The organism is Bradyrhizobium sp. USDA3516 (genome assembly GCF_057651995.1).
Window position 1 is genome coordinate 72,580 of the sequence record NZ_JBYGYN010000017.1, and the last position, 12,608, is coordinate 85,187.

The 12,608-nt window shown below is 57.8% G+C and carries 9 protein-coding genes, 1 tRNA gene and 1 pseudogene; 5 read left to right on the top strand and 6 right to left on the bottom strand.

From position 1 onward, the window contains the following. Positions 1 to 19: 19 nt before the first annotated feature. Both AC24YW_RS35740 and AC24YW_RS35745 read left to right on the top strand, forming a co-directional pair. Positions 20 to 1,927 carry a hypothetical protein gene (locus AC24YW_RS35740; RefSeq protein ID WP_487487077.1) on the top strand — a complete coding sequence of 636 codons (1,908 nt, stop codon included), beginning with the start codon at positions 20 to 22 and terminating at the stop codon, positions 1,925 to 1,927. Beyond that, complete coding sequence (locus AC24YW_RS35745) at positions 1,928 to 3,121, top strand: hypothetical protein (protein WP_487487078.1); 1,194 nt, start codon at positions 1,928 to 1,930, stop codon at positions 3,119 to 3,121. Positions 3,122 to 3,205: 84 nt separating this feature from the next. Here the strand turns inward: AC24YW_RS35745 and AC24YW_RS35750 are convergent, their stop codons facing one another. Both AC24YW_RS35750 and AC24YW_RS35755 read right to left on the bottom strand, forming a co-directional pair. Next, positions 3,206 to 4,549 carry a type II toxin-antitoxin system HipA family toxin gene (locus tag AC24YW_RS35750; RefSeq protein WP_487487079.1) on the bottom strand — a complete coding sequence of 448 codons (1,344 nt, stop codon included), beginning with the start codon at positions 4,547 to 4,549 and terminating at the stop codon, positions 3,206 to 3,208. Continuing rightward, complete coding sequence (locus AC24YW_RS35755; protein WP_487487080.1) at positions 4,539 to 4,817, bottom strand: helix-turn-helix transcriptional regulator; 279 nt, start codon at positions 4,815 to 4,817, stop codon at positions 4,539 to 4,541. The genes AC24YW_RS35750 and AC24YW_RS35755 overlap by 11 nt, the downstream gene beginning before the upstream one ends. A 537-nt stretch (positions 4,818 to 5,354) precedes the next feature. Between AC24YW_RS35755 and AC24YW_RS35760 the strand changes: the two genes are divergently transcribed. Together AC24YW_RS35760 and AC24YW_RS35765 are read left to right on the top strand one after the other, a co-directional pair. Beyond that, entirely contained in the window at positions 5,355 to 6,668 is a 1,314-nt protein-coding gene (locus AC24YW_RS35760) for a DUF2130 domain-containing protein (protein ID WP_461327360.1), read from the top strand. Between the two features lie 42 nt (positions 6,669 to 6,710). Next, a pseudogene (locus AC24YW_RS35765) lies at positions 6,711 to 6,992 on the top strand (IS5/IS1182 family transposase); the annotation flags it as partial. A gap of 12 nt (positions 6,993 to 7,004) precedes the next feature. Here AC24YW_RS35765 and AC24YW_RS35770 read toward each other — a convergent pair. The 3 genes from AC24YW_RS35770 to AC24YW_RS35780 form a co-directional block, all read right to left on the bottom strand. Next, on the bottom strand, positions 7,005 to 9,473 hold the full coding sequence (locus AC24YW_RS35770; protein ID WP_487487081.1) for an AAA family ATPase: 2,469 nt from the start codon (positions 9,471 to 9,473) through the stop codon (positions 7,005 to 7,007). After that, positions 9,460 to 9,663 (bottom strand): hypothetical protein, encoded by a 204-nt coding sequence (locus AC24YW_RS35775; protein WP_354202895.1) that lies wholly within the window; start codon positions 9,661 to 9,663, stop codon positions 9,460 to 9,462. The genes AC24YW_RS35770 and AC24YW_RS35775 overlap by 14 nt, the downstream gene beginning before the upstream one ends. A 515-nt stretch (positions 9,664 to 10,178) precedes the next feature. Continuing rightward, on the bottom strand, positions 10,179 to 10,502 hold the full coding sequence (locus tag AC24YW_RS35780) for a hypothetical protein (protein ID WP_439401230.1): 324 nt from the start codon (positions 10,500 to 10,502) through the stop codon (positions 10,179 to 10,181). A gap of 170 nt (positions 10,503 to 10,672) precedes the next feature. On the opposite strand from AC24YW_RS35780, the gene AC24YW_RS35785 reads away from it, so the two are divergent. Continuing rightward, positions 10,673 to 12,199 (top strand): site-specific integrase, encoded by a 1,527-nt coding sequence (locus AC24YW_RS35785; RefSeq protein WP_487487082.1) that lies wholly within the window; start codon positions 10,673 to 10,675, stop codon positions 12,197 to 12,199. Positions 12,200 to 12,510: 311 nt separating this feature from the next. Here AC24YW_RS35785 and AC24YW_RS35790 read toward each other — a convergent pair. Continuing rightward, positions 12,511 to 12,586 (bottom strand) — tRNA-Lys (locus tag AC24YW_RS35790). Positions 12,587 to 12,608: the final 22 nt, after the last annotated feature.

A 12,608-nucleotide genomic window follows, 5' to 3' on the forward strand; every position in this document is an offset into this window, starting at 1 on the left:
CGCCACCGAAAGACGGTCGATGATTGCTTATAATTTCACGCTTGACACGTTTTTTGACCGCCGCGAGATGCGGTCTCTCATCATCAATGATACGCGCCTTCAGCCAGATCACTTCAAATTCGAGCAGCAGCAGGCGAATGCGCTCATTGAGCGCTTTCGCGCCGGCGTCCCCGAATTCTGCCGGACATATGACACATTCATTGCAATCTTCGCTGATTTGCGAGATGCGCTCGCATCCTACCGCCTGTCGGCGAAACACTCCGAGCCAATACGCCGCTCTGCGGTCATTTTAGCGCTGTTCGACGGCTTCCACATATTCGATCAACCATTCATTCCGCCAACCGATAACGACACTGTTCCCGAATCCGATCTGATGAACCTTCGCGCGTTCCGGACGGACGATGGCAATGACTACTCCGGCGACGACCTCCTAGAAGGCATTTTTGACACGCTCAAAGTTGCACTGGACTACTGCGCCTTCCTCAAGTCGCAAGCAGATCAGGGGGATGGCGCGGCCCCGAACCTTCGCTTGCTCTTCAGAGTGTTCAATCAGTTCAGGATTTACAAGAACGATCGGCTTGAGTGCCTCTGCCTTGGCAACGAGGTGGATACCGCGCCGGAAGCGCTCGCAGACAATGCTATTGAGATCGCACAACGGATCAGTTTGGCGCGCGAGGGATCGCTGAGAATGCAACACATCTCGTTCGGCGGCGCCAAAGGTTTCGCCGTGGCACAGCACCGCTTCCTTGACGGTCAATTGCGCGTGGGACGAAAAAATCGACGGGACTTTGCCAAATTTCGCGCGAGCATGCACGATCACATTGCCTATCCGTTTCTGAGAAATATTGTTCGGTGTCTGAAGGCGGATCACCCCGCTTCGCGCGCGCTCGATATTTATCTTCTCCTCACCTTCATATCACTCGGAAACCTCTCCCGTTTCGGCTTGAAGAATGAGAGCAACTCATATTTGTTCGACGCCACGTCATTCGACGCATTTGTCGCGGCCTTCCTCGACATCGACGAGAAAATGGCTAGCGATCTGTTAGATCGGTTCCTATTTATACCGGGCCAGAAGCACGACATATGGTTCACCCCACTCGTACGTCTTGAGACGAGCTACGCGTTGCTGTCTCCGATGTGCGCTCATGCGAACTTCGAGCGTTATGTCGAGGAACTGGTATCTGGTAATGATGATATAGACATCGGCCGCGATTTCGAGACCTACATCACTGACCTGACGACGCACGCGATCAGGAAGGCGTCGCTTCCCTTCGCGGTCCGTGGGCCCATGAAGCTGAAGCCGACCACCTCGACTTTTGAGGAGGTTGATCTGCTGATCCTAGCCGATAAGACAATCTACCTCGCGGAAGTGAAGTACGATGCGTTCTCAGCCGAGCCACTTGCGATTTTGCAGCACGTGGAAAAGATGGCTGGCGCTTGCAAACAGGCTGCCAGAAAAGCGGAGTTCCTTATCGCAAATTGGTCTACCCTGTGTTCGAGCCTGAACTGGCCAGCTGACGTCGAAAGAGTTGTTCCATTCGCCCTCACAGAAAAGACTTTTCTGAATGGCTTTTCGTTCCGCGGCGTGCCCATCGTTGCCCTGAGAGACTTCGAGGACTTCTTCAGTGGCGCGATCTTGTTCAATTTGAGCCTCGGTAAAGGCGGCATCATTTCCGGCGGCTCCTTTCAGAAGACTTTTGAGAGCGACCGGTCCGCGGCCTCGGACCTCGAGACGTATCTCAAGGAGCCTTTGAGACGACGGGAATTCGCCAAGCGCCTCCGGATCCGAGCAATCGACCGCAGACCCACGCAAGAGGTAAGGACCTCCTACCGCAGGTACGAATTCGAAATCGTCAACGTAGTTCCGTCCGCAGATCAGGATTCATCTTCACGGGAGCAAAGCGCTTCCGTGTCCACTGGACGTTAAATGGCGAGCACGCTGCTGAAACCAAAATTCGTTGTGCTGGATTCGTCCCACCTTGCGGATCTTGCGCGTGATCACGCCTCCAGTGACGAGCGACTTCGGCGATTGGCAAGGGAGTTTCAGAGCGCGTTCGATGCCACGGGTAGCGTACTGTTATTGAGCTGGCATCACATGGCCGAGCTTCTCGCACACCAGAATCCGCGGCTTGTGTCTGAAGTCGTCGGCTTTCTCGAATCACTTCCGCTGGTCGCTTGTGTATCTTCCGCCAAGAGCACTGATGTCATCGGAAGCATCCTCGACTTGCAGGCTTTAGAAGTAAGCGCTGCATTTGCGAACCAAGATGCGGATGTGATTGCTATCCGTGACTTTGTTGCGCGGAAAATGCTGCGTCTTACGAGCGGTCCAGCTGCCCTTCGTCCGTTTCTCGAAGCCCTGCCGATCTTGCAGACGGAGTTCGTCCGACAGCAAGCGCGCGACCGGGAGATCGTCGCTATCTCGCGGTCTGATTTTGCGGGCGTAGCCCAGATCAAAATAGCTGACATGCTGCGCGGGCACGCTCGCTTGCCTGAGGACATTCGGCATCGTCTTCAGGTTATGCATGACAAGTTGAGTCACGATATGAAGGCCCGTGGCGACAACCGCATCCCGGACGCGGACGCGACGGCAGCATCGTTCCTCGCTTCAGTCCGCAAACTCGGCGGCGCCATTGTGGGCTCCGATAACCCCGGGTTGCGGATATTGGAGGCATTCGGCATCGAACTGTCGGATATTGATAGCAACACGACAGTGGCCGACGTTGGCGCGCTCGCAAGTTTTCACAGCAAGCTGCGCGTCATAAACCGAATTACCCAACTGCCTTGGCTCGAGCTCAAGACAGCAATTTCCGAACGACGACTGCCGTCGCAAGTGGTTCAAGCCGGAATCGGGCAATTCCGGCCGGACGGCAAGCAGTGGAAGGGAAGCGATCTGAATGATGCGCACCTCGGTAGCTTGGCCGCCTATACCGATGTCACCTATGTCGATAAGCGAACCTATGAAGCGTTTCGAGCAGCTAGAAGCAAGCTACCGATCCTGGCCCAGTTGGTCCGACGCGTCGAAAAAGCGGGTCGCTACTCAGATATCATCGAGCAACTCAGACATTCAAATGCCTCTGGCCGACCAAAAGTTGAGGCCTTGTCTCAAGACAGGAGAAGTTAATAGCTGGCCCGTCACCGGACGGAGCTTTGTGACGCTCGCCCCATGAGACCCGCGATCTTCGCTGTCCCAGCGTTTTCCGATTGCTTAGCGGGGACGGGTGGTCGGCAGCTCTTCGACGTCGTCGGTTGCGATCGTCGGATCCTCCAAATTGTAACCGAACCCTTCGTAAGCGAACGCACTGCGGATCAGTTCGCAATCCCGCTCGCTGACGCCAACTTGCCGGCACACGCGATACCAGGCCTCCTCAATGGTTGCTTTCATGCCGTCAACGATTGCCGTAGCGTCTTCTCTGGACAAGAGAAAACGTTCGCACTGCGACAGCAAGTTGACGCGGTTGGCGTATCGTCCCCAGTTGCCGAATGCCATCGCCAGGTCCCGGCGCTCCAATGCAATCATCGGGTTCGGTGTGAGGTCGTATGCCGGCGACAGCGACCACGCTTGGTCCTTTGCCAAGATGGCATGGTTACGTGGATGATCGTCGGTGTTGGAGATGAGGGCGTTAAAGCACACCCGCCGAAACAGCTCTGGCAGATCCTTCGACTGACTTCCGGATGCGGCTCGCCGAATTTCGTCAGCCAGCAGGAGATATGACCATTTCTGACGCTTATCGACAGTGTCAGGCGTGTCATCGGCATCGAGCAGCGTCAAGGCGCTCACCATCCTGCTGCGGTGGTAACCCTTCTCGGCCTTATTCCGATCGAACCGCTTGATCAGGACGACATCTTTGTCGCCGATCGTGGTCATCTGGCTCTCTGCGCAAGAGATCCCGCACTCGCGAGCAAGGGTCAGCATGGCGTGCTCGACCCGAGGGTTGTTCCATCGATCGTCGCGATGGGGGAATTTCGCGAGCCAAAGCGTATCCTCGTCCTCGACAGTAGCCTTCGGCCGCGCGCCCCCCATTGAAGTACCCGCGCGCATCAACGCCTCGGCCTGTTCAGCGTCAGCACCTGCTGGTGCTGGTGCTGCTGGATCCTTCTCAGCGGCGACGATCTGGTCGGCTACTTCGATTAAACGCGCCAAGTCCAGCGTCTTGTTGAAAGTACGAACAGGTGCCGGCGGTTGCACGTTAAGACCAAAGCCCAAGGCGCCGGCGCGATCGTCGGGTGAATTGAGCAGATATTGAATTTCGCTCGGCGACGGATTGCCCAGACGAGTTTCGATCAGCTTGCGTCCCCAGGCATCCGGAGAGCTGTCCCGCAACGCGCCGAAATTGCCCCGCAACTTCGTTGTCCGGAACGGAGGGACTTGAATCTTGAGCTCGACCGGATCGAACTCGACGCGATCCTTTCGCTCGAGGTAGCTGCGGCCATAGACGAATTGTCCAACGGCGGCCCCTTGGCGTGTCGTGTCGAGCTGATACCGCCCCGCCGTAACCGGTTCTGTCTGGCCTGGCAGGGTGATGTAGACGAAACACTCCTCAGAAGGCATTGCTTGGTCCTCCCCCCTGTCGCGCACGCTCGCGCTCATCGAGGCCGCTTAGAGCGAGCCCCTCCTCATCGTTCTTCGGGCTGGCAACCTCGGCAAGCGATGGAAGCAGATTCATTGCCCACAGCATGCCGACATACACGCCGGCACTGGTGCTCAATTTCCCATTCTCAGCGTCAGCGATGACGTGGCGATCTACGCCTAGCTTAGCTGCCAGTTCTGCATGGCTCAGGTTGCGGCGAAGGCGCGCGGTCCGGAGATTGTTACCCAAGCGCTTGATCGCCTCCTGAACAGCTGAGGGTGGCGCGCTGATTAATTGGCTACGAGGAGGCATGGCGTCTTAAGGCTCCCTTAAAAGGCTTTTTGGCGCCTTATGGCCCCCTAGATATAACCACTCGTCCTTGTGATGTCAAGCGTTTGGCGCCTTAAGCTACCGCAAATGCGTATATTGGCGCCTGAAGACGCCACAACGTCTCGCGAAAGTTTAGAATTCGCACGGCTAACGAGTGCAACCTTGCGCCTCAACAAGGGCTCGCTGATCTCGGGACAGCCATAAGATTAAGAAACCAATTGACGGCCGCCTCGTGAGTACATAACAAGAACAACTGCGATTACCCCCCTTTCAACCTCGCTCAATGTGGCAAAGCCAGTCCCCGCCAAAGCGCCGGCGATTTCCGCCCGACTCGAAAGTGCGGATTGCGTGGAAAAGGGCTGCGATCGGCGAACAGCATGTGGACATCGCCGCCTTAGACGCCCCAACCGCGCTTGGATGATGTTCAATCCGCACCGATCCGAATGAGGAAAGTTCATGAGCTTTAAAGCAGCCGCAGCCGGAGCTTCAACTGAACCGACCCTGCAATGTCCCAATTGCAATCACGAGATCCATTTGACGGAATCGTTGGCTGCTCCGCTGCTTGCTGAAACGCGTCAACGCTTTCAGGAACAGCTGGCGAGCAAGGACGCCGAGTTGGCTCGCAAACTCGAGGCGCTGCGGCTGGAACGCGAGCAACTTGCGAAGGACCGCGAGCAAGTTGAAGACCAGGTCGAACAGCGATTGACGGCAGGGAGGGCCCAACTTGCCGCTAGCGAGGGAAAGAAGGCGCGCGAGGCGGCTGCTGCTGAGCTACAGGCAAAGGAATCGGAGGCTGCGGAGCTACGGGCCACTTTAGTCAACAATAACCTCAAGCTCGCCGAGGCCCAGAAGCAACAAGCCGAAATGATGCGACAGCAACGAGCGCTCGAGGACGAAAAGCGCGAACTCGACTTAACCATAGAAAAGCGCGTGCAGGCCTCCATTGGGGAAATCCAGGCTAGGGCAAAGCAGGATGCCGACGAAGCTGCGCGCTTGCGCGTTGCGGAAAAGGACCAAACGATCGAGTCTATGGCCCGCACGATCGAGGAGTTGAAGCGCAAGGCCGAGCAAGGTTCGCAACAGTCGCAAGGTGAGGTTCTCGAACTTGAACTCGAGGAATTGCTCCGGGGAAGGTTTCCGACCGATCTGATCGAGCCGGTCGGCAAGGGTGAACTCGGTGCCGACATGATACAGCAGGTGAACGGCTCGATCAGTCAGCCCGCCGGCATCATCCTATGGGAGTCGAAACGGACTAAGGCCTGGAGTGACGGCTGGCTTGCAAAACTTCGCGATGATCAACGCCGATGTGGAGCCGATGTGGCGCTCATCGTCTCGCAGGCTTTACCGAAGCATGTAGAGCATTTCGATCTCATCGACGGCATCTGGGTTGCTCATCCACGATGTGCGCTCCCGGTTGCAGTGGCTCTCCGCCAGGGACTTATCGACGTCAGCAGTTCGCGCATGGTTCAACAGGGACAGCAGACCAAGATGGAGCAGGTCTACCAGTACCTGACTGGCACGAAATTCCGCCAGCGGGTAGATGCCGTGGTCGAGAAGTTTAACGATATGCGCGAGGATTTGGACAAGGAGCGCAAATTCTTGGGGAGGCAGTGGGCCAAGCGCGAAACGCAAATATTGGCTGTGATCGAGTCGACCGTCGGCATGGTGGGTGACCTGCAAGCGATCGCCGGCAAGGCGATGCCGGAGATTCCGAGTCTGGAGATCCCAATGCTGGAAGCCGTAGGCGAACCTGACTGGAAAGTAGGATAGTCGCATATCGATCCTCGCCGTCACGCGTGATCGATAGCAATTCTGCAGGTATTGCTGGCTTTGAGCCCCGGCGAAGCACACGACGTCCGATTTGCCAGAAAATTGCCATCTCGTCTGAAATTCGGGTCGAATGCTCCCTGCCAACTGTGGCTACGACGCAGATTGGATCAGAGAACTTGCCTTGAAAACGGCACCTAGGCCGACATCCCGCCGAAAAGCAATCGCAGCGATCCGATCTGCTTCAGCCCTTATCTCCACCGCACCTGCAACTGGGTCGAGCGGTTCTCGAACAGGATCAAACAATGTGGCCGGGTTGCCACGCGCTGCGGCTGCGCGTCATTTCTTTTTCGCTACCAAGTTGAGGCTGATCGTGCCGCAGCTGCAGCGGAGCACCTCCTTGTCGCCCTTGATAGGTGAAACACAGAGGAACTCACCGCAGTCGGTGTTGGGACATTGCATCAGCCGAAGCAATTCCTGAAACGAACTCGCGACCGCAACGAATTCCTTCGGCTGGAGATCCGCCCAGGAGTTGTAATGGACGGCCTTGTTGATCATCCATTCCTCCGACTTCGTCGCAGCAACGCGTTTCTTGGATTCCACTTGGAGCGTTTCGGCCTCCTGGATATTCTTGCCCCATGAGGCCGCAGAATCGCGCGCCTCCTGGAGGCGGGCTTTCCATGCGGCCAGCACGCTGGGCCAGAGATCGCCGAGATCGTATTGTCCGTTACCGTGGTATTCGATGCGAGCACGCAGGTTGTCCGCTAAGATCGTCGACATGAATTCGAGGTAGCGTCGCAACGTTCCCGCCGCCTGCGGCACATTGCCCTTGGCGAGGCATCCGTCGATCTGCGTCCAGACGTCGCCTTCGGTCCAGACCTGTGGCCCCCCGTCAACCGTCCAGCCGCCGAAGCTGAGTGTGCTCTGAACCAGCTTTTCGCTCTGCATGAACTTGAGCCACACCCCGTCGTGGGTAGTCAGAATAAACTGCGTGCTTGGGAACTTTTGCTTCAGGAGTGCACAGACCTCACGCCGATGGCCGGCGTCGACCGACATCAGAACATCGTCCAAGACGGCGAGTGTGAACCCGTCGCCGAGCGTATGCTTCACCAGCGCGAGATAGAGGCAAAGCCCCATGCCGTCTTGATGGCCCTCGCTATGATAGGCCCCCGGAGGAAACTTACCGCGCCCGTAGAAGTCGACATCGAAGGCGAGCTTACCGAATGACGGCGAGAGCTTGCCTTCGAACTTGTCCTCATCGTCACGGTTGATGAAGCTGTAGTATTCGGTAAAATCCTTCTGCACCTTATCGTAGATGCCCTCCAGGATTGCGGTGCTGACCTCGCCGTAGTGGCTCAGTACAGCCGAGGCCTTCTCAGCCTGCTGCGCCGACAAACTCAGCGCCCGCTGCGTCACTCGGCATTGATCGTACTTTTCCTGCGCGACGATCAGAAACTCCTTCGCCGCTTCCTCCTTTGAAGGATCTGGCAACGTGCCGATGTAGGCCCCCAGACCATCTGTGGCTTGGAGCAGTTCGCCCGGGGTGGGCGTGCCCAATCGGCCGAGCGCTTGCAGGGCCTCAGCAATGACCGCTGGATCGCGAACGATCTTCTCGAGAATGAGACGGTCGCCGTCGAGCACCTTGGCATGCACGCCGAGCGCCGAAGCGTCTATCGGAGGGTTGGCCTTTTCGCACCATTGAGCCACCCTGCCGGCTTCGCGGACCACCGCCTGCAGGTGCGCCGTGATGGGAGCGATTGCGGATGCAAGCTGCTTCAGAACAGCGGAGGCAGCGTCGGCCTTTGCGATCTTCTCCTGAAGATGGGCGACCAACGCGGCCATTTCCCAGGCGTTGTCGCAGAGCGGACAAGCATCTTCCTCGATCAGTTCGAGCCCCCGCTCGAGCAACGCACGTTGCTTGACCACCTTCAGCAAGGCAGGATCATCGGTGAGCTTGGTAAGCGCGGCAACTGCCGCAGCCTTGTCACCTAGCATTCCCGCCTGCTGCGAGGCAGCCAGACACTCCTGATAGGCTGCAAGGTCGCTCTTGGCACCAAACTTGGAAAAGGGCTGCGGCGCCTTCTCTTCGGCCTCTGCATTGACGCCAGCCTTGAGGGCATTTGCCGGCGCGAGGTCGGTGATCGGATCGAGCCTCAGAAGGGCCCGCCGGGCATTCACTGCGGCAAGCAGGTCATTTTTCTTCGGAGCCGCAATATCAAGATGCCGAAAGAAGTCGGACTTGGTCCGCCGATCTTCCGCCTCAGCACGGGTATGATCTCGCTTTGCCTCATTGGCAATGCGCTGAAACGAGGTCCGCAGCTTTTCGAGTTGATCGAGACGCAGAAGTTCCTGGACGTATTGCGACCGCTTCCCTGCCGGGACGAGGATGTATTTGATGATCTCGCGACGGGACAGCGCAAACTCGGGATGGGTTTCGAGCTGGGCGAGGATGGCTTTGGCATCGGCGTCGTTCGGCTTCAACGTCGCGATGTTTGCGTTCTTGACGCTCCGTTCGATTGTGAAGCTTTTCTTCAGTGCAGGCGCATAAACCTTGAGGCGGACCAATGCGTTCTCGGGCTTCTTGCTCGAGTCCACATGCGGCGCGTGCGCCTTGACACTCAGCTCAGCCGTGCCCGCGCCGCCAAGCCGCGTGATGCTTCCGGTGAGGGCAAACTCGATTGCGTCCACGATACCGCTCTTGCCGGTGCCGTTCGGACCCGCGATGCCGAGGCTCCTCCGCCCGAGCGAACGCTTCAGATGCCGGATGCCACGGAACTCGACGATTTCGATTTCTTCAATCTGGATCATCGGTCTGCTCCGCAGGGGTGAAAATCGCCTCCCGCAGGCTTTCTGCGTCCAGCTTGTGATCCGCCAAAGCCTGTCGCAGAGCGGAGAGCGATGCTGGCGGAAGGGTCTTGTGGTCCTCGAGCCTTTGCAAAAAAGCGTCGATCACGGAGGAGACCGTGGATGAAAAAGGCGGATCACTCGGAGCAGCCATATTTGTCCTTACCGTCCGCCTTCGCGTCATGGCGTATGCCGTTCATCGCTGGCCGACGCGACGCGCGCTATCTGAGGGTGCGCCACGGAAAATCGAGCGCCTCGATTGCAGGAGGTGAATATACGTGCCGTATAAATGATGGCGTTTGCGCCGGCTAGATGGAGCGCGCCGAATCTATCGCGAAACGTTGGTATGCAAGGACTCGATTACGGCTCGACCCGGCGCTTCTGGCGGCGCGAGACACCGCGGCCGCACGAAATCTAATCCTTGGGTGAGGCCCTAGCCCGGCCAAGGATTGAGCAAAGGCCGTTTTACGTGACCCAGGCGTGACCCAGGCGAAAGCCGCCAAACGGCCTCGGCGATAGAATCTCTTAACCTATTGCTCTACAAGGGATTTTGGTGGGCGCACCAGGGCTCGAACCTGGGACCCGCTGATTAAGAGTCAACAGGTCCAGAAAAGAGCATCTGATGCTGGAGCGGCGGACGAACGTCTGGCATGTTAACACCCGGGCGTCCTATTCGCACTCCAAAGAAGCCAAATTCCCTACACGCAGGTTGGGAATGCTTTCCGTCTGTACTCCCGTCTGCTCATTTTGCTTCATCAAATCTTTGGCCAAAAAGGCCAAGAGCGGCGAGGCATTATGCATTTGCGCGCTGAGAGCATACAGCCACCCTATTCTGCGACCGACGTCGCCGCGGCGATTGGCGTTTCTCTGGATACGTTCTATCGCACGCGCCGCCTCAGGCACGAGCGTGATAGCCTGCCTTCGCCGATCAGCGAGCGAGGACCGCTGAAATGGGAACGCACCGGCTTCGATGCTTGGCTTACCCGACATCATCCTATGCGCCCAAAGACAATTGCTAATGACGCATTCGCGCCGCCGCCAGCAGCAACTGACGAGGATCACCGCGAGCGGCTGCGGAGAGCTTACGGCCAGTACGACTCTTGACAGACTAGATCGCGCTAGATTCCAATGGGTGCCATCTCTTACTGGCACTGAGGCTTTCCATGGCCGATCCCAAATTTCCCCATGTGAAGTGGCGTAATGGCCGTCCTCGCTCGTCGCACGGCTCTTATGCCAGAGCTCTCGGCTTTGTCGATGCCGACTTGCGCCATCCGCCGTACGATGAAAAAGGCCGTCCGGTCGGTGCTTGGTTCAATCTCCAAGAAGCCTCAGACTTTTCAGACAAGCGGAAGTCGGAGATCGAGGCGGCGCGCCACGCCGGCAAGCTACCGAAGAAAATTACCATCCGGAAGCGTTCTACGATCGAAGATCTTCTGGACGATTGGAGCAAGTCGGTTGAGTTCAAATCCTTGTCGGCCGCCTCGCAATCTTCCTATCGCAAGTGTATCTCCGCTATCTTGTACCGACCGCAATCACGCGAATCCGCGGCGAAGATGCGCGCCGAAATCCGTGCCGCCAGGCTGCTCGGCTTGGCCGAGCCCGTACGAGAACTCGAGGCGATCGCGACTGCCACTCCGACGTCAATCGGCAAACCGGAATTCCGCGCCTTCTATAACTATGCGAAATCGGCTCGCGGCCATCATATGGCGCTCTCGATGATAGCGACGCTCTCAGCGGCGTTCACTTGGGGGCAAGAAAGCACCCTGTGGCGTCTCGGACCCAACCCGCGAGAAGGCATGGAGTTCGATCATCCAGAGGGACGCATCGTGCAGGTTACGATGCCCGAATTCTCCGCATGGGTCGCCGCAGCCGATGCGATCGAACGGCATTCGGTCGGCGATAGCTTTCATCTGGCGTTGTTCACCGGGCAGCGCCAGACTGACCGTCTAATTATGCGCAATGAGAGCGACTTTGAGGGCCGTCACGCGTTCCGGCAGAGCAAGACTGGCGAGCTTGTCGACATCAAAGAGGCGCCACAACTCAGCGCACGGCTGAATGCCTCGCGTGCACGCGTAAAAGAGCTCAAGCTTCGGCTTCAACTGGATAAGGTGCCACCTGAACTCGTGGTCAATGAGGACAATGGCGAGCCTTATGACGAGAGTACCTATCGCCATTGGGTGTCAACCGCCCGGGCCGTCGCGATCTTTGGCTTTCTCGCGCGCGACAGCGCGCGCCAGGCAATTGTACGCGCAGAGCGACTGAGCGCCGAACTGATTAAAGATGTCGATAGGCTGTTCGCCCCTTTTCCTCTCGACGAGGAGAATAAGGCGCAGCGCGCTCGAGCGGTCGATCAGCGCAAGAGCGCATTGGCGGAATGGCTGGGTGCGCAGACCGCATGCGACAGCAATAGCGATGAGACGGCATGGCGCCTGAAGCCCTGTCCTGCGCTGATGTTTGTAAACGGCGCCGGCGAACTCGACCAAAAGCACGACCAGGATCTGCGCGATACCTGCGTCATGCTTCTCGATCGAGCTGGCTGCGACTTGCTGACGATTTGCGACATCACTGGGCATTCATACCGAAGCGCGCAGACCATCGTGAAGCACTACCGCGCCCGGAATGCGGCTCGCGCCGATTCCGGCATCGACAGACTTGAATTGCAAGTGCGTAAGGAAGGCATGAAAGGCTGAACAGAGACCAGTAGGCCTCATGGCTGGTGTTTCAGCGGAGCATGGGCTCCGGCCTAAGGTCGCGCAGCGCGCGGCCAATCTCGCATTCTGTGTTTCGACTCATTCCTTCAACGAGCCAAGCGCTTCGGCACTGGGTCATCTGTGAACGCGCGGGGTTTGCCATCTACGATCGCCCGCGCCCGGCAAGAACGCTCCCAATTATCCGACTCGTCGCACGCCGTGCGACGTACGACCACTAAAAGCGTCGCACGAGACCCCGTTTGTTCCGTCGCGCAAATTAAAAAAGCCCTTGCGGGCCAATGCCTTGAGAGTGGTGGGCGCACCAGGGCTCGAACCTGGGACCCGCTGATTAAGAGTCAGCTGCTCTACCAACTGAGCTATGCGCCCGAAAGGCGGTCAAGGCCTTGCG

Excerpts from the sequence above, each read along its gene's own strand:
- AC24YW_RS35780 (WP_439401230.1), bottom strand. The coding sequence starts at position 10,502 with ATGATGTCGGGTAAGCCAAGCATCGAAGCCGGTGCGTTCCCATTTCAG.
- AC24YW_RS35760 (WP_461327360.1), top strand. The coding sequence starts at position 5,355 with ATGAGCTTTAAAGCAGCCGCAGCCGGAGCTTCAACTGAACCGACCCTG.
- AC24YW_RS35750 (WP_487487079.1), bottom strand. The coding sequence starts at position 4,549 with ATGCCTTCTGAGGAGTGTTTCGTCTACATCACCCTGCCAGGCCAGACA.
- AC24YW_RS35785 (WP_487487082.1), top strand. The coding sequence starts at position 10,673 with ATGGCCGATCCCAAATTTCCCCATGTGAAGTGGCGTAATGGCCGTCCT.
- AC24YW_RS35775 (WP_354202895.1), bottom strand. The coding sequence starts at position 9,663 with ATGGCTGCTCCGAGTGATCCGCCTTTTTCATCCACGGTCTCCTCCGTG.
- AC24YW_RS35770 (WP_487487081.1), bottom strand. The coding sequence starts at position 9,473 with ATGATCCAGATTGAAGAAATCGAAATCGTCGAGTTCCGTGGCATCCGG.
- AC24YW_RS35740 (WP_487487077.1), top strand. The coding sequence starts at position 20 with ATGATTGCTTATAATTTCACGCTTGACACGTTTTTTGACCGCCGCGAG.
- AC24YW_RS35745 (WP_487487078.1), top strand. The coding sequence starts at position 1,928 with ATGGCGAGCACGCTGCTGAAACCAAAATTCGTTGTGCTGGATTCGTCC.